The sequence below is a fragment of the Vibrio sp. L3-7 genome (assembly GCF_963898195.1).
In the GTDB taxonomy this organism is placed as follows: domain Bacteria; phylum Pseudomonadota; class Gammaproteobacteria; order Enterobacterales; family Vibrionaceae; genus Vibrio; species Vibrio echinoideorum.
This window is the reverse complement of record NZ_CAWQUW010000001.1, coordinates 153,315-169,253: the sequence shown is the minus strand read 5'-3', so window position 1 is coordinate 169,253 and position 15,939 is coordinate 153,315. Positions and strand designations below refer to the sequence as shown.

Below are 15,939 nucleotides of genomic sequence, written 5' to 3'. Positions count from 1 at the left end.
GTAAGTATTCATCATGGAATCCTTGCTTTATTTTTCGCATCTCTATGCTTGTCGTGTGCAATTGGAAGTGGTGGGGCAGTTCTTGTCTTTTGCTAATCTCTTCTGATAAATAGAAAAACTAAAGGCCTCGAATTGTGAGGCCTTTTTTGTATTAATAATACTATAGACTCTCGGTACGGTACTTTTCGTATTCTTCTCTGTAAAGGCTTTCCGATTCATCTTTAAATTGCTGACGTTTTCCAAATAGATCTAACAATTTTTCACTTACACTTTTATAGATAATTGCATGAGCCTGGTTTCGAATCTTTTCCTCGTCATATTCCTCAATTGAAAAGTCATCTCCCAGAGATAGGTTTACCAAATTAAGTAGAGCGGTTTTATCAAGTTTATCGACAGGTTCATAGTCTCCATTTTTTGTTAAGAAATAACCTTGGTTATTTTTTATCTTTAATGCTTGCATATCCGCCTCTTCGTTCATTATAAGAGCTCTCACCAGCTTCTAGAGAGTTCATTGTTATATCGAAATTATTTATTTTTTTTCCATCAACAGAAGTCAAATGTACGTTTGATGGGTGACCTGAATACCTGCGATAGATGATTTCGCCATTCTCAACTTCTTTAGATGTATGGATTACATAGTCAGCATCTATTGATGCTCCAACAGTGTTATTATGGGTAACGACGACAACAGGCATTGATTTAGAAAGTTCTTTTAGAATCTGATTTACCTCACTCTTCAAGAATATGTTGTCGAAAGATGATTCAGGCTCATCTATCAATAAATAGTCGAAGTTCTTTGCATCTTTAATTTCTTGAAGTAATCTAAACTCAGAACGCTCCCCACCTGAAACCGTAAAGCCATCTTTGTTTAAAATTTGATATTCTATACATGTGAAGTATTTATAAAACTCGGATGGTGTTAAAGCCTCATTATTTTTTAACTCTAATAGATATTTATATGGTGATGAATATTGGTCAAATGCATCTTTAAAAGCTGTTTTTACCCCGCTAATACTTTTTACTTCACCAGCACCAGAAAAAGGACGTTGCTTACATACAACAGTAAAATTTTGGATATGTTCTTTCTGTATAACTTTCTCCGTTTGTAACAGCTTTGTTATCTCATTGAACTTAATAACTTTTTGATGTTCCGAGATTACTCTATATAAATCGACATCTTTAATTTGTATGGATGATGAACGAAGTTGTAGCTTATTTTTGACATCTCTTACTATATCGTTAACTGCGCTTCTCTTTTTCCTTTCTAAGTTTTTTTTCCAAAAAATTTCTATCAGATTACAAAGAAGAGCTCTCAGACCAATGAGGTCGACATGTTTATCGATGATAGTTCTATATTCTGTGTTGTTAATGAGTAGTCGAGTTGAGTTAATAAGGTCATAAAGAACTTTGTCATCATTCACATCAAAAAGGCTTTCATTAAAAAGTAATGATTTTGAAAACGAATCACGCTTTCCAGCATCGTCCGCTAGTTTTATTAAGCTATCGAGGTAGTCAGAGACTTTTCGCCTATTTTGAGCGAGGTCTATATCGATGACATCATCTAGTACACCTTTAAAGTCGCTAAGATACTTATCTGAGAAGTTACTTTTTTCACGAGCGAGTCCCTGGTTAAACTCTCTATCATAGCTAGCATCATCCCGCTGAACGAGAGAAAATTGTGGTATATATTTCACATTCTCACACTCTTGGTTAATTCGGTTTAGGGTAACTGTTTTACCTGAAGAACGTGAGCCTAAAATGATGTTAAGACCTGTTGACAAATGTAAGCCATCATCAAAGACTTGAAAAAGTCTATTTCCATCCGTTTCTGATAGTGAAACTTTTGTCTTGTCTCTCAAACTGCTCCTAATTGATTTTAGCGAAACCTCTCCACAATCGATATAAGTTTGACGTGGGGGGAAGCTACGAAGACTCTCTTTCAACCTGAGATCACTGAAAAGCACAGGTGTCAATTCGGAGTCATCTTTACATAGGCGAATAAACTTTTTAGGGCTATCAACCTCTCCAGCAGTGATGTAATCACTCAGAAAATTAAGGCTTCTTTTTGATAGAGATGGTTTTTTATCGTAGTGAGGAATTATCAAGTATTTACTAAGGTCACCAAAGATTTCATGCAGTTCACTTGTAGATATAGAGTCTCCAATATTCCTGACTCTTTTAGTTACCTCTAAAGTTCTAATTTGGAAATCCTCCAAATCTTGTTTTTCCGATATAAGAAGAATATGACCATTGTCGAGATTAATTTCTATTCCTGGAAATACTGCGCAATCTACTGCATTGTCGATCTCATAAAACTGCTCTAAGTCGAACATGTCATGGTTTGTTATAGCTATCGCATCTAAATTTGCTGTAGAAACATACTCGCATAATTTGGACAGTGAGAATGTAAAATCAGCATCGCTAATCGTAGGGACTGTATGTAAGTGGAGATCAATTTTTTTCAAGTTTAACTCCGCACGCTGGGAACTAGATAGTGAACTGAATAATTTACTATCACGTTGTCGTTTTTCTTAATTAAATGTTATTCATAATATCAATTGGTTAAACCTGTTGTATATTAACTTTGATGCTTACACATGAATGTTTTGATTTGTGTCAAATCACCCAAATGTCAGAGGAAATGTAGCCGTCCAATAGGACATCTCGAAGAGTGCTACTTTTAATCTCTATGCTTCCTACTCTTGACCTGTCTAAAGCTTCACACTTTATAGTGGCTATATTGATTGAGAGGGGCGCTTTCTGTGTTCCCTCCAAAGTAAGTAGAGAAACACTATGAAACGTTTAATTCTAAACATCACATTCTTGGTATTCATGGCGCTTGTCAGCATGAATGCCATGGCTCATGACTCAACGATTAAGTACGATATTGCGATATCTCACGATGGTGAGCAAATTGCGTATGGCAAAAGCGGGAGCGGGGATACAGCGTTGATCTTCATTCATGGCTGGAGCTTAGACAGTAGGCTTTGGCAAAACCAAGTGAGTGAGTTTTCAAAGCAGTACCAAGTGATCACCATGGACTTAGCAGGGCACGGTAACTCATCGTTCAACCGCGAAGAGTACACTATGGTTGCATTCGCTAAAGACATCAAAGCAGTCATCGAAAAAGAACAACTCGACTCAGTAATCTTAGTCGGCCATTCGATGGCGGGTGGTGTGATTGCAGAAGCCGCTAAACTGATGCCAAAAAGAGTGAAGGGCATTATTGGTGTCGATACATCGCAAAACGTCGCACTAGCCGTTTCACAAAGCGACCTAGATGCGATGACCAAACCTTTTGAAGCAGACTTTCAAGCGGGCATTACTATGTTCGTGAAAGACTCGCTATCAAAAGACGTAGACGCGGATTTACTTTACTGGGTAACGCAAGACATGGCCTCAGCACCGCCAGCTATCGCGATAAACCAGTTCCGCCATTATCTAGGTCAATACGTGACAGGCGAAGCACACCGCGTGTATGAGAACGTGAATGTGCCAGTAATATTGGTCAACGCTCGCCTATGGCCTACGGATTCAGAAGCGAGCAAGAAACACATTAAGGATTACAGCATTTACTACATTGAAGACTCAGGCCACTTCCCAATGCTTGAGCAACCACAGCAGTTCAATACAACGTTGATGAAAGGGGTGCAGTCAGTGAAGTAAGGTGCTGTAGTTGTTAAATGATGGATGTAATCGTTGATAGATAAAACTAAGGCCTCGCGTGTGCGAGGCCTTAGTTTTCTGAGTCAAATCGATGGAATCTGTCAATCTGATAGAGTCCATTATTTTTTGTCTTGAGATTCTTTATATTTTTTTGCAATCCACTCATGCAAATGAAGCCCCGTTTGACGCTTTAGGAATACACTGATACCAGCCAAAATTAACAGTCCAATTATTGTGCCCATAATTATCTCCACGCTTTGTAATTTTTTAAATTCAGTTTAATCAATACGTTAGTGTTTTGATTAATCCATTGATTTCATCATTTTATCTATATTAAGCCCACCAAGCTCCTCGAGGTTATTCTTAATCTCTTCATCGATTGATAGCTGACGTTCCACTTTCTTTATTTCCTTCTCAAGAAACTTTTCAACTTCTTGAGATACGTTGAACATTAAGCCCTGTTCACGCGCTGCTTTTCTCGCTCGCTTAAGACGAACATCTAAGTCTGATGAGATTTTGATGTTCAGTGATACTTTGGATTGTTTTTTCTGTAATGACATATCGATTCTCAACTTTATCTAAAAATACTATAAACTTTTCTACCTTTTTAGCAAGAAATTCCGAGATTGACGGATTTAGGGGCGAACAAGAAACAGATCAAGGATTACAGCATTTATTACATTGAAGACTCAGGCCACTTCCCAATGCTTGAACAACCGCAGCAGTTCAATGAAACGTTGATGAAAGCGGTGAAGTCAGTGAAGTAGGGCGGTTGCACGTGAGAATAGGCTGATAATCCCCTCCTAACCTCTCCTTGGTTTACATCTCCAATCTCTTGTTGGTAATGGGAAAGGGGAGGAACTGAATAGCGATCGCTACATGTGCTGCTATATGTTCAGCGGCAAAGAATGTTCTCCCCCTCGGTCGTTAATCTAAAGAGATCGTTTAACTGCATTGGAGGGGAGTGTTGTGTGCTTCACACAAACCAAGCACCTAACATACGAAATATTTCTATCTTCATCATTAAATATACAACAGGTGTCACACTTGTCTGTAAATGGCTAATCTAACCTGTAATGACCTCTTTACTGATAAAAATAACTTTAACAGCACCTTTCATCATGTGGGGAGGCTTTAAACTCAACGTCAGATAAAGAGATTTCTTATGTATAAGTATCTAACACTAATCGTTTTATTACTCGCTGGATGTGTGTCTACAAACGAAGTTGCAGACAAATCTTGGTGCCAACCTTACAACGACCAACTTACTGAAGTTTTTAGCAACGAACTTACGTTAGGCGCGAGAGCCCTAGATACCGTTATCGGGTGTGCTCCAAGGCCTCTACCTAAATTTGTACAAGGAGACGTACTAACTAACTCAACACTTATGTCCGATTTTCAAGTGAAACAGGTCACTGATATTAAAGAAGTGTACGCCGAAACCAAGCCTAATGCGGACGATATCATCAACTTTGTTATTTCACCGCAAGCAAAACAATTAGCATTGAGCAGGGCATTGCGCCTCAATGAGCTTTCATACTTAATTATTGCGCAATCGCAGAAGGACAAATCTGAAATAATAAAAAACAATACCTTTGAAATACTTAATGAATTTACGGAAGATAATATTGATAAGTTAAACAAGGCCGTAAAAGAAGCCAGTTACGATAGATATCAGAAACAAGTGCATCGTATTCAGCGTGATTACTATGACATCTTGTATCAAATTACTCTCGGTGGGGCTGATAAGGATGGACGACAGTCAATAGCATACGACCCGAAAGATATCGTAAAGCTGCTCACTAAGGCTGTTAAGATCTATGCTGATCAACAGGCTATTAGGTCAAACTTTTTATTAATGCGCGATCAGTATTTCGCAACTATCAACGGTAATTCACTTCCATCTTTTGATCAGCAGTGGGAGAACCAGATAACAGACATTAAAGAGCAATGTAAGTTAACTGCAAAAGGGCTTGGTTTAGATGAAACCAAGTGCGAAGTTATTCAGCAATAGATAAATCTTTATTAAACTAAGGCCTCGCGATTGCGAGGCCTTTTTGTGTTCTGTAGATCGAGTGAATCGACTTTGGTAGATGCACGTTAGAATCGGCTACAAATCCCCTCCTAACCTCCCCTTGGTTTACATCTCTAATCTCTTATTGGCAACGGGAAAGGGGAGGAACTGAATACCGATCGTGACAAGTGCCGCTATATGTTCAGCGACAAATAATAATCTCCAATGAGTTTCTCAAAGAAGTAAAAGTTCTCTGAATACTTATCAATCCCAAGAAATAACATTCTAAAAATGATCGTGTAACAATTTATTAACCATATGTATTGTCTCTGTGTTCTTTGTCTTAGTTGCATATCGTTACCAAGCTCAGAACATACCATTATTTTTGAGGATCTGAATATGAACGGAAAACTAAGAACGGCTTTATTCATGCGCGATCATATTCAAGATTTTCTTTTAGAATCGGCGGCTTAAATGACTCTCTGGCTTAGGGTTTTAACATCGCGAAGCTCATTCGCGATGTTGGTTTTCATCGCCATCGCGTCAGTGATAGCGAATACGGGGTGGCGAGTCGTGATGAATAACTTCGCTGTCGACACTGTTGGTATGACTGGGGCTGATGTGGGTGTATTGCAGAGTGTTAGGGAAATCCCAGGCTTGCTTTCATTTACTGTTTTGTTTCTGTTGTTCATCGCTTCAGAACAAAGAGTCGCGGTATTGTCGGTTGCAATATTAGGGCTAGGTGTTGCCGTGACTGGGTATTTGCCTTCGATTTATGGCTTCTATTTCAGCACAACGATCATGTCTATTGGCTTTCATTATTTAGAAGCGGTGAACAAATCACTCTCAACACAATTGTTAGCGACCGAGAACTTTAGTGAATCAATGGGAAAGATTCGCTCTGCTGCCTCGTTTTTCTCGATGGTGACTTTTCTGTGCATTATGGTCGCGAGCTATCTTTTTAACGTTTCAGATAAGGCCATTTTCTTTACTTGTGGAGCGATATGTTTCTGGTTAGCGGTTTACTTGGTCACGTTTAAAAATACTCATACAGAGGTTAAACAACACACTAAACTCATTGTCCGACGTGAATACACGACCTATTACATTCTTACCTTTTTGAGTGGAGCAAGAAGACAGATCTTTGTGGCCTTTGCTGGCTTACTGATGGTGACTAAGTTTCATTATACGATTGCGATGATGGCCACTTTATTTATGGTATCCAGCTTAGCAGCGACTCTTGCTCTACCTTATGTTGGGAGATTTATCGATCGAGTAGGAGAGAGGCAAGCTTTGGTCATTGAGTATGCCGCGTTAGTGTTAGTGTTTTTATCTTACGCATTTGTGGATGATCATTATGCGGCTGCGGGGCTATATGTTATCGACAGTATCATTTTTAGTTTTGCGATAGCTTTGAACACCTACTTTAAAAAGACAATTAGGGAAGATGAAGTGGCTTCAACGGCGAGTTTGTCATTCACGATTAACCATATTGCAGCGGTATTCTTACCATTTTTGTTGGGAATCATCTGGATGTCTGGTTATCAATGGGTGTTTGTTACAGGATCAATAATTGCTTTGATTAGCTTGTTGGTATCATTGACTATGGGCACGCAGCTTCATCAGCGGATTAATGGATTCGATAAGCTACAGAAACAATAGCGACACTCATCGAAACTACAGTATTTACTACGTTGAAGACTCAGGTAACTTCCCAATGCTAGAGCAACCAGAACAGTTCAACACAACGTTGATGAAAGCGGTGAAGTCAGTGAAGTAGGGCGGTTGCACGTGAGAATAGGCTGATAATCCCCTCCTAAACTCCCCTTGATTGACATTAATGAGAAAGGGGAAGAATTGAACAAAGTGAGTTAGTTAGTTGTCGGTGCGATCCCTCTTGTTTCACCAATTTTCATTGTCCATAGATTTTTGTCAGAAAACCCACTATCTCTTCCCGCCTTCTTAAAACGTATCGGAGGTTCAAATGCTGGCTCATCCGATAAACCGCTAATGGTTCCCCAGTGAGAAGCAATCAATGTTTTTGCGCGAACATCTATGCCGATAGAGACAGCCTCTTCAGGTGTGGCATGCGACATCCACAATAATTCCCTAGGCTCATATGCTCCAATAGGCAAAATAGCAAAATCAAAGGAGCCATATTTCTCACCGACATTATTGAATAGTGTTTCTGAGTAACCTGTATCGCCAACAAAAAGGAGACGATTTTGTAAACTTTCAATAACCCAAGAGGCCCATAGCGTTTTATTATGATCAGATGTACTTCTTGCTGAATCATGAACAGAAGGCTCCGCTGTTATCTCTATTCCTGAAACCGAAACTGACTTTCCCCAATCTAACTCAGTAACCTTGTTATACCCTCGTTCGATAAAAAAAGACTTAAGTCCTAAAGGAACAACGACATGAATATTGTTTTTGTTTTCTAACTTCCTAACTGTTTGATCATCCAAGTGGTCATAATGATTATGTGAAACAATCACTATATCTATAGGAGGCAATTTATTTATAGGTATGGGTAAATCAACAAACCTTTTTGGGCCGGCCCATGAGACGGGGCTGGCGAATTTTGACAAAAAAGGGTCAGTCAGGATCGTCACTCCAGAGGTCGTAATCAAAAAACTTGCATGCCCTAACCAAGTAACACTATCGCTTTCAATAGAGTTTAAAAGTTGAAGAGACTCCTTCTCTGTTAGCTGATGTCCATCGGGGATATCAGGGACAAACACCGAGTCCCATGCTCTTTGTATATAGAACAAGCCCCCTTTAGGTGCGGCAGTTTCTACAAATGGGTGGTTCTGATAACCGTTGCTTGTATGATGGTTTGGCTCATCCACCAATGAAGGTTTTTGGGAGGATTCAGGCGAGTGTGAAGAACATGCAGATAAAGTAACTAAGACTAAAATGGCACTAATGAAAATTTTCGTATCGTTCATCATTGACTCTCTAAAACTTTTTATATGGTGATTCGATAATGTGCCAGTTTAAAATAAACTTAGCTATAACCACACTAAGTTAACTAACTGTTTGTTAACAGCGAGCGTATAGCTCAAAACCGATTCTATCAACTTCAAGCCCGCAAAAACCAAAAGTGAATGCCTTTACGTAAGGTCTCTACAGCCTTTTATTAAGTATCAATATTTCAATGAATTACCATACCTCGATGTTTTTGCACGTTATCTCATTTGTCATAGCCAAGTTCATTGTGCTCGTGAGTGATCCGCATCAATAGTTTTGGCCATTGACTTAACGGAGTTGAGCTGCCCAGAATCCAGTCTGGCTGGAGAAAATGATATTAGAAAAGATTGGTTAATCTGAGTCGACGTGTTTATTGACAAGGCTAGCAATTAGACTACGCTTTAATAACTGATGGAACATCGTCAGTGGAAAACGAACAAGTTTCAACGTAAACCGTAACACTGTAAAAGAAAGAAAAGATATGTACATTGTAGAAAAATAGAAAAGCCACTTTTTACATTAAGTGGCTTTTTTTTTGTCAAAAAAGACTATCAACGATAGCTTCAATTTTTAGTGCAGATAACGAATCCAGTTTGAAAGTTAACAACAGAAAGAAGCAACCACTCAATCATTCTAATCTAGAGGTTAACGAAAACTTGGGATAATCGCCGGTATGCCCGGTAGAAGACCAACCAACGCCATCACACCACTTAACACAATGAACATAGTGCCAGGCAACACCCAGCGGCTCATTTTACTCAGTTCACTACTACGTTCTTTACAACCGACTAAGCCTAAGTTATCCAACAGCATAGTGAGAGCCCAACCAAATGCTGGGTTAACGAGCGCTGAAGAGAACACAACAATCGCTGCCGACTGTGTGGTTTTCCCTTCACGAGTCATTTCCATGCCAGCTTCTAGCAATGGAACAAATACCCCAACAATCAGCGCCACACACAGTACAGGTTGCCAGATAGCTAAATCCATCGGGTAACCCCAAACTGCGGCGATGATACAGAACAGAGCTGTGAGCAGCGCGCCAGCAGGAATAGGGCGTTTAGCAATCGCCGCCGGTACGATGTAAGTACCCCATGAAGAAGTAAAGTTAGTACCACCGAGCAGAGAACCGAACGTTTGACGAATTGAAGCCGTGGTCATGGTGTCGTCGATGTTCATGTGTACTTTTTCGGTACGCTCTGGGTAGCTGATCTTTTGGAATACTTGATGCCCTAAGAAATCTGGCGACCACATAGCCACGGCTAGAATCGCAAACGGCAATACCACCATGAAGTGTTCAATCGTCGGTAGGCCAAGCATCCAGCCTGTATCTTCTCCCCACCAATACATAGGGTTCATGTTAGGTAAGCCTGGCTCAGTGTGGAAAGCGAATGGGGCACCCATGGCAAATGCAATCGTACCGCCTAGCAAGCAGCTAAGAGGTACAGCTAGCCAACGCTTACGGAAATGTTCCAATAATGCGTACAAAATAATGGTGCAAAAGATCACGACAAAAGCAATGTGGCTCATGCCAATTCCCTCAGCCCAAGCGAACAGCTTTTTCACTTGAGAAGCGGTTCCAACAAAGCCAAGGTAGAGCAATAATCCGCCACATACGCCTTTACTGGTGAGGTTGGCCAACATGCTGCCACCTTTACTGATGGCTAAGATGAGGCCAAAAGCGCCAATCAATAACCCAAACGCCATAGGGTGTCCGCCTGCTGCAACCACAATTGGAATTAAAGGGATGAGTGGGCCGTGTGTACCTGCGAGGTTCGCGGTCGGCAACAGGAAGCCAGAGAAAATAATAATGAAAACAGAGGCGATGAGGAGTTCATAACGAACGTTTTCTAGAATGAAGTCTTCATTTAATCCGAGAGACCCAGCAAAGGTGGCTGCAATAGCGCCCACCATAACCACTTTACCAATGGTCGCCGCCATCGCTGGGATGGTGTCTTCTATCTCAAATCGATAATCTTTAAACGGCAAATTTGGACGCCAGCGCTTAGGCGACATGATTTGCAATTCGTGTTCTAGATACTGTTCTCGGGAATCAAATTCCGATCTTGGTTTATGTTGTTGTTCATAGGTGAGTTCATCCTCATTGGCTTGAGGCTTCTCTGTTTGTATATGTGCGGACTCTAAAGTAGTGCTCATTTTGATTCCTTTCGTTCACACTCTGAGGTGTGTTATTCCAACAAACGTTGTTGACTCACGGCATGAAGTGTAAACAATGCGTCAACTTATAATTAAAAATTCATTAACATTTAGTTGTTAGTACCTTATACCAAACCAAAAAAAACAAATAGACTCAGTCGGTTAGACATTAGTCGTAGAGTCGGACGACTAGTATTAGACCCTGTAGATAGTATGTGTCTGTTTATTGGTAGGCTCTTAATGTCAGGAATAACAAAGTCACTTTCAACAACAAATGGTTCGACTCTAAAGGCCCAGAAAAAAGTCCAACAACTTACGTTTGGTTGCATGCTTGGTTGCGTTCTTGATGTGATTTGATAGTGACATCTGGTCCAGTTTTATGTTGGATATATTGGGTAATAAGCAGGGGTAGGGATTGCCTCTAGTAGCTCAATTTCTCCTACGTTTGGCCCCTGATAGTGTTAGAATCTCCGCATCAGAATTATCGAGAAACTAGGTATTTATAAACAATGTTTATCCATCACGTAAACGGCATCGACTGGCTGGTGATTACAGCTTTTGAAGAACTGAAACCGATGTTTATTGAAGATGCTGGTCCCATCCCAGCTTACTTCTCTACCACCAGTGAATTGAGCCTGATTGATCAAGCCAAGCGTAGCTATGGATTTTTGCCTAAACTCCGCGGTGTGATCACTGATACCGGCACGTATCAAAGTGAAAATCTTGAAGAAGATTTGAACCCACAGCTAGCGTGTATAGTGGAAGGGCGTGGTCGGGTGTTTATCTATCACGGCGACTATGTGGCTTTTGTGGATGACGAGCAAACCTTCATTACCCGTATGGACTGAGAGTGACTCAGTGAGTTGAGATCTGCGAATTGGTAAATCGGCGAGTTAGCACCCTAGAATTAAAAACTAAAGGATTAATACGATGGCAAAAACGATCTCATTGGTACTTGGCAGTGGTGGCGCAAGAGGCTTGGTTCACGTTGGAATCATCCGTTGGTTAATTGAGCATGGCTATCAGATAAAATCCATCTCTGGCTGTTCAATTGGCGCACTTATCGGTGGTGTCTACGCCGCGGGCAAGTTGGATGAATTTGAAGAGTGGGTCACCAGTATCGACCAATCGGATATGGCTATGATGTTGGACTTTTCATGGCAATCGAGTGGTATCTTCAAAGGGGACAAGATCATCGACACACTGCGTGGATTGATCGGCGAGATTTCAATTGAAGATCTGCCCATCCCTTATACCGCAGTTGCTGCCAACGTCGCCGATGAAAAAGAGGTTTGGCTTCAATCAGGTTCTCTGTTTGACGCCATTCGCGCCTCTATCTCTTTACCACTGTTCTTCACTCCACATGTCATTAATGGTGAAGTGCTGATTGATGGAGGAGTGCTCAATCCCGTACCGATTGCGCCTACCTTTAGTGATAAGACAGACTTTACGCTTGCTGTGAACTTAGGTGGTGAACCTGAGATGCTTCAACAGGAAGTGATACCGGTTTCCCTACCAACAAAAGAGAGTAACCTGCATGAGAAGGTTGTTCACTTTATCGATAATCTCGGTAGCAGTGTAAAAAGTAAAATGAGCTTCAATTTTGCTGCTTACGACATTGCCAACCAAGCGTTTGATGCGATGCAATCGACCATTGCTCGCCAGAAACTGGCCGCTTATCCCGCCGATATTACGCTTGAGATCCCACGTAATGCTTGTGGCACCTTAGAGTTCGATCGCTCACAAGAGATGATAGACAAAGGTTACCATTTGGCACAGGCTAAACTGGGTAACCGGCTTTAATGTATTTGCTGCTGAATGAGAGTAATTATGGAAACTGAACTAAAAGAGCTTGAACTCCACGAGCTTATGGCAAAAAAAGACGTCATCGTACTCACCAGTTTAGAAGAGTCCGCTGTATCTTGGCTGATAGATTGCTATCAAGAGAATACTGATATTCAGATTATCGAGAACGCACACCAATTAGATACTGAAGCGGTTTTGGCGCAATGCCGAAGCAGCCTGAGTGAAAGTAAAAAGGTCATACTTACCGCGCAGTTTCGCAGCCAACTGCCTATCATCAATCTCGCTTCACTGTGTAATGAGAAGCGCAAGTCATTGACCAATATTGAGTTATCCGGCTGGGACGAAGAAAAACGCCTTCCTCACTCTTTTAGCAGTTTCTAGGTCATAGTAGCTTCTAGCTTCTAGCTTCTAGCTTCTAGCTTCTAGCGGTTTATTGGTAACAGCAGTCGCTAGTCTTTTGAGTTTCTATGTTGACGTAAGCCCACAAGGTATGGACTTCACTTCAAATGCCTGCCGCCATCAAGGTGCAAGGTTCTTCCTGTCATGTAGTGACTGGCCAACACAAACTTGATGCCATCTATTATTTCCTCAAAGCCCGCTTCTGTCGGGATCAGAGCTTTCTTCAGCGCTTTGGTTTTGTATGCCTCATCGTCATGTTCATTGAACTTAATCATGGCTGGAGAGAGGGTATTTACTTTTACCTTGGGAGCCAGCATTGCTGAAAACGATAGCGTTAGGTTGTTGAGTGCAGCTTTACTGGCCGCGTAAGCAATGTGTTTTTTACTGCCTTTTTCAGCAACGTAATCACTGATGTGGATGATGTCTGACGTTTTATCGCCAGACATCAGTTGGTCTTTGAGCGTTAAATTGAACAGATAAGGCACGGTGGCGTGAATCGTCATCATCTGGTGCATGATTTTTGAGGCATTGTCACTGGGGTTTGTCTTGTTCTCAGGCTTCCAGTCTGAAGCGTTATGTATGATGGCTCGAAGTGTCTTATATTCTTGACCAACGTAATGAAGAAAGCCCTCTAGGCTGCTTTGCTGATAAAAGTCTACCTGCTGCAAGTCGGCTCCACTATCGCGCAACAGTTGCAGTTGAGGATAGTCGCTGCGGTAGGTGCCAACCACGCTGTATCCATCCGCTAAAAGTTGCTGCGCCAGTGCGAAGCCGAGTCGCTTTCCTACGCCGGTTATCAGTATCGTTTCACTCATCGTAAAAACTCAGCTCTGGTTTGGGGGTTAGTTTTGAAAATACCACCAAGCGCGGTTGTGGAGGTTTCAGAGTTTGCATCCATGACGCCTCTGGATTTAACGCAATAGTGAGTGGCTTTAATTGTCACGGCCACATTTTCTGTTTCGACTAGAGTCTGTATCGCGACCAGGATTTGCTGAGTAAGGCGTTCTTGCACTTGAGGACGCTGAGCAAAAAATCGAACAATACGGTTGATTTTAGACAGCCCAAGAATCTTGTTTTCAGGTATGTAGGCTACTTCTGCTAAACCATCGATGGTAATGAAGTGATGTTCGCACGTCGACGTTAAATCTATGTTCGATACCTTCACAATTTCATCAACCGACATTTTGTTTTCTATAACGCTGATTTTTGGGAAGTTATCGTAATCGAGCCCTGAAAAGATCTCGTGAACGTACATTTTTGCAATGCGATGAGGTGTTTCAGCAAGGCTGTCATCGGTTAAATCCAGTCCAAGCGTACTGACCACTTCCGTCAAAAGTCCTTTGATGCGGTTGTACTTCTGGTTGGGATTCATTTCGCTCGGTGTCATTGGGGTTTCAAGTCCTTTTGCGAGCAAAGCTTCTCTTACTTTTTCGGCTTCTGTATTCAGCATGACTCTCTCCTTATGAGTTAATTTTCGAGCTCTGCTTCATAGCTAAGCGTGAGTGAAACGGAGTCGGCAAAACGTAGGGCATGAGGCTTATCAATTCTCACTTGAGCGTATCGTACCCATGGATGATCGATACAAATGCCGAGTACGTCGCTGGTTAACTTTTCTAAAAGCAGAAATCTTCCGGATTCGACATGTTGAATGATCTTCTTGCAGATGTTTTTGTAGTTGAGTGCGTTCTCCACATCATCTGAGAGGCAAAGGTTGTTAGCGGGGTAGTGGATCTCTGCATTGATAACGATGTCTTGCTGCTTAGACTTTTCTTCTTCGTTGAAGCCGATGAAGGTTCTTAGTCTGAGATTTGTAATGGTGATAATGGCGTTGTGATTCATAACAGTGTCCAATCCTTAGAGAGTAAAGTCAGGTACGTGCTTGTTTTAAGAAAAGATCAGTAAAGCTCAGGTCATTAAGAGTTCAGTTGTTCTTTTAGCCGTTGTTCCTTTCGCAATTGTTCCTGTTGCAGTCATTCTTTTTCAGTTATGTAAAGGCTAAGTGAAACTGAGTTTGAAAGGGATGGGTTCGGTTTTCTGACTTAACTGATCGAAGTTTTCCCAGAGCTGCTCAAAGGAGATGTCTAGCGTGGGGTGGCATTTTTTCGCGGCAACATCAACTAACGGCCTGAGCACAAAAGCGTACTCGGTGATTTCGCCTCTAGGCAGATCTACGCCATCAATAACGCCGACTTGATTACCATAAAGAAGGATGTCGATATCCATCGTCCGTGAAGCATACGCTTTGGTCTGACGCTTGCGATCGTTCTCTGATTCGATTTGATGCAGAAACTTAACCAGCTCTGCGACGGGCAGGTTACACTCGAACCCAACGACAAGGTTTAAGAAGTTATCCCCTTTGAAACCGACAGGCTCGCAATCGTAGAATTTGGAAATGTGTAGGGGCGCAAAGCGGTCATGCAATGCTTTGAGAGATTCTGTGACGTGATGTTCGCGGTTAATGTTGCTTCCGATGCTGACATAGACGGTGGCCATAGTATTTCCTTCCTTTTAATCAGCCTATACGTCCAACTCGCGATCAAGATCAGCAATGCATCCTCTTAAAGGTAGGAAGACAAAAGAAAAATACGGTTCTGTTACAAGTTTTGCCCGTTTTGAGCCCGAAAAAAGGGCACCTGTGAGCTAGAAAGTGCCACGAGTCAAAGCTCGGCCTATGAAGGTATTGGATAAAAATGTGTTTGGGAAAATTGAATATGATCGGTCATGAATAACTAAAGGTATGGAAAGTTGCTTAACGTAGCGTCCAGTATTGATGGTGCAGATCACTGACAAGTATATGGACCTTCATGACAATATGCTTTTTCAAATATTTAAAATCATGCTCTCTAATGCCTATCAAAAAAAAGCCCAAACAAAGGATTGGGCTCAATTCAATAATCATGAAACCATTGTCATGGTGGTTATATTCC

16 protein-coding genes and 2 pseudogenes are annotated in these 15,939 nt (G+C 41.4%); 8 read left to right on the top strand and 10 right to left on the bottom strand.

The features are described from left to right. Nucleotides 1-160 precede the first annotated feature (160 nt). The gene (locus tag AACW75_RS00850) at nt 161-460 is read right to left on the bottom strand and encodes a hypothetical protein (RefSeq protein WP_145568474.1); all 300 of its coding nucleotides are present in this window, start codon (nt 458-460) and stop codon (nt 161-163) included. Then, a complete protein-coding gene (locus AACW75_RS00845) occupies nt 435-2,465 on the bottom strand; it encodes a PHP domain-containing protein (RefSeq protein WP_145568232.1) in 2,031 nt (676 codons plus the stop codon). Before AACW75_RS00845 ends, AACW75_RS00850 begins: the two co-directional genes overlap by 26 nt. Before the next feature lie 328 nt (nt 2,466-2,793). On the opposite strand from AACW75_RS00845, the gene AACW75_RS00840 reads away from it, so the two are divergent. Continuing rightward, nucleotides 2,794-3,666, top strand: a complete 873-nt coding sequence (locus tag AACW75_RS00840; RefSeq protein WP_145568233.1) for an alpha/beta fold hydrolase — start codon at nt 2,794-2,796, stop codon at nt 3,664-3,666. 119 nt (nt 3,667-3,785) lie between these two features. Here the strand turns inward: AACW75_RS00840 and AACW75_RS00835 are convergent, their stop codons facing one another. Beyond that, a complete protein-coding gene (locus AACW75_RS00835; RefSeq protein WP_258183960.1) occupies nt 3,786-3,908 on the bottom strand; it encodes a hypothetical protein in 123 nt (40 codons plus the stop codon). A gap of 60 nt (nt 3,909-3,968) precedes the next feature. Beyond that, the gene (locus AACW75_RS00830; protein WP_108155592.1) at nt 3,969-4,226 is read right to left on the bottom strand and encodes a hypothetical protein; all 258 of its coding nucleotides are present in this window, start codon (nt 4,224-4,226) and stop codon (nt 3,969-3,971) included. A 69-nt stretch (nt 4,227-4,295) separates the two neighbouring features. Between AACW75_RS00830 and AACW75_RS00825 the strand changes: the two are divergent. The 4 genes and pseudogenes from AACW75_RS00825 to AACW75_RS00810 all read left to right on the top strand — a co-directional run. Further along, nucleotides 4,296-4,433, top strand: a pseudogene (locus AACW75_RS00825) (alpha/beta fold hydrolase); the annotation flags it as partial. A gap of 398 nt (nt 4,434-4,831) precedes the next feature. Beyond that, nucleotides 4,832-5,680 (top strand): hypothetical protein, encoded by an 849-nt coding sequence (locus AACW75_RS00820; protein WP_237297360.1) that lies wholly within the window; start codon nt 4,832-4,834, stop codon nt 5,678-5,680. 519 nt (nt 5,681-6,199) lie between these two features. Continuing rightward, nucleotides 6,200-7,342 (top strand): MFS transporter, encoded by a 1,143-nt coding sequence (locus tag AACW75_RS00815; RefSeq protein WP_145568478.1) that lies wholly within the window; start codon nt 6,200-6,202, stop codon nt 7,340-7,342. A 10-nt stretch (nt 7,343-7,352) separates the two neighbouring features. Further along, nucleotides 7,353-7,460: pseudogene (locus AACW75_RS00810) on the top strand (alpha/beta fold hydrolase); the annotation flags it as partial. A 91-nt stretch (nt 7,461-7,551) separates the two neighbouring features. Here the strand turns inward: AACW75_RS00810 and AACW75_RS00805 are convergent. Further along, nucleotides 7,552-8,634: an MBL fold metallo-hydrolase gene (locus AACW75_RS00805; protein WP_145568235.1), complete on the bottom strand. Its 1,083-nt coding sequence runs from the start codon at nt 8,632-8,634 to the stop codon at nt 7,552-7,554. Nucleotides 8,635-9,298: 664 nt separating this feature from the next. Then, a complete protein-coding gene (locus AACW75_RS00800; RefSeq protein ID WP_017080605.1) occupies nt 9,299-10,807 on the bottom strand; it encodes a DUF3360 domain-containing protein in 1,509 nt (502 codons plus the stop codon). Nucleotides 10,808-11,316: 509 nt separating this feature from the next. Here AACW75_RS00800 and AACW75_RS00795 point away from each other — a divergent pair. The 3 genes from AACW75_RS00795 to AACW75_RS00785 all read left to right on the top strand — a co-directional run bounded on the left by AACW75_RS00795 (nt 11,317) and on the right by AACW75_RS00785 (nt 12,994). After that, nucleotides 11,317-11,655: a hypothetical protein gene (locus AACW75_RS00795; protein ID WP_004734781.1), complete on the top strand. Its 339-nt coding sequence runs from the start codon at nt 11,317-11,319 to the stop codon at nt 11,653-11,655. A gap of 82 nt (nt 11,656-11,737) precedes the next feature. Continuing rightward, the gene (locus AACW75_RS00790; RefSeq protein WP_108117319.1) at nt 11,738-12,610 is read left to right on the top strand and encodes a patatin-like phospholipase family protein; all 873 of its coding nucleotides are present in this window, start codon (nt 11,738-11,740) and stop codon (nt 12,608-12,610) included. A 15-nt stretch (nt 12,611-12,625) separates the two neighbouring features. Further along, entirely contained in the window at nt 12,626-12,994 is a 369-nt protein-coding gene (locus tag AACW75_RS00785) for a hypothetical protein (protein WP_108189161.1), read from the top strand. A 116-nt stretch (nt 12,995-13,110) separates the two neighbouring features. On the opposite strand, the gene folM is transcribed toward AACW75_RS00785, so the two are convergent. From folM to folK, 4 genes are all read right to left on the bottom strand, one after another. Next, the gene (gene folM / locus AACW75_RS00780) at nt 13,111-13,827 is read right to left on the bottom strand and encodes a dihydromonapterin reductase (protein ID WP_145568236.1); all 717 of its coding nucleotides are present in this window, start codon (nt 13,825-13,827) and stop codon (nt 13,111-13,113) included. Continuing rightward, nucleotides 13,824-14,462, bottom strand: a complete 639-nt coding sequence (folE, locus tag AACW75_RS00775; protein WP_145568237.1) for a GTP cyclohydrolase I FolE — start codon at nt 14,460-14,462, stop codon at nt 13,824-13,826. Before folE ends, folM begins: the two co-directional genes overlap by 4 nt. Before the next feature lie 17 nt (nt 14,463-14,479). Further along, nucleotides 14,480-14,851 carry a dihydroneopterin triphosphate 2'-epimerase gene (gene folX, locus AACW75_RS00770; RefSeq protein ID WP_004734786.1) on the bottom strand — a complete coding sequence of 124 codons (372 nt, stop codon included), beginning with the start codon at nt 14,849-14,851 and terminating at the stop codon, nt 14,480-14,482. A gap of 156 nt (nt 14,852-15,007) precedes the next feature. Further along, nucleotides 15,008-15,505 carry a 2-amino-4-hydroxy-6-hydroxymethyldihydropteridine diphosphokinase gene (folK, locus tag AACW75_RS00765; RefSeq protein WP_145568238.1) on the bottom strand — a complete coding sequence of 166 codons (498 nt, stop codon included), beginning with the start codon at nt 15,503-15,505 and terminating at the stop codon, nt 15,008-15,010. Nucleotides 15,506-15,939 lie beyond the last annotated feature (434 nt).

Coding starts and splice junctions, on each gene's coding strand:
- AACW75_RS00850 (WP_145568474.1), bottom strand. CDS start 460: ATGCAAGCATTAAAGATAAAAAATAACCAAGGTTATTTCTTAACAAAA.
- AACW75_RS00840 (WP_145568233.1), top strand. CDS start 2,794: ATGAAACGTTTAATTCTAAACATCACATTCTTGGTATTCATGGCGCTT.
- AACW75_RS00835 (WP_258183960.1), bottom strand. CDS start 3,908: ATGGGCACAATAATTGGACTGTTAATTTTGGCTGGTATCAGTGTATTC.
- AACW75_RS00830 (WP_108155592.1), bottom strand. CDS start 4,226: ATGTCATTACAGAAAAAACAATCCAAAGTATCACTGAACATCAAAATC.
- AACW75_RS00820 (WP_237297360.1), top strand. CDS start 4,832: ATGTATAAGTATCTAACACTAATCGTTTTATTACTCGCTGGATGTGTG.
- AACW75_RS00815 (WP_145568478.1), top strand. CDS start 6,200: ATGTTGGTTTTCATCGCCATCGCGTCAGTGATAGCGAATACGGGGTGG.
- AACW75_RS00805 (WP_145568235.1), bottom strand. CDS start 8,634: ATGATGAACGATACGAAAATTTTCATTAGTGCCATTTTAGTCTTAGTT.
- AACW75_RS00800 (WP_017080605.1), bottom strand. CDS start 10,807: ATGAGCACTACTTTAGAGTCCGCACATATACAAACAGAGAAGCCTCAA.
- AACW75_RS00795 (WP_004734781.1), top strand. CDS start 11,317: ATGTTTATCCATCACGTAAACGGCATCGACTGGCTGGTGATTACAGCT.
- AACW75_RS00790 (WP_108117319.1), top strand. CDS start 11,738: ATGGCAAAAACGATCTCATTGGTACTTGGCAGTGGTGGCGCAAGAGGC.
- AACW75_RS00785 (WP_108189161.1), top strand. CDS start 12,626: ATGAGAGTAATTATGGAAACTGAACTAAAAGAGCTTGAACTCCACGAG.
- folM (WP_145568236.1), bottom strand. CDS start 13,827: ATGAGTGAAACGATACTGATAACCGGCGTAGGAAAGCGACTCGGCTTC.
- folE (WP_145568237.1), bottom strand. CDS start 14,462: ATGCTGAATACAGAAGCCGAAAAAGTAAGAGAAGCTTTGCTCGCAAAA.
- folX (WP_004734786.1), bottom strand. CDS start 14,851: ATGAATCACAACGCCATTATCACCATTACAAATCTCAGACTAAGAACC.
- folK (WP_145568238.1), bottom strand. CDS start 15,505: ATGGCCACCGTCTATGTCAGCATCGGAAGCAACATTAACCGCGAACAT.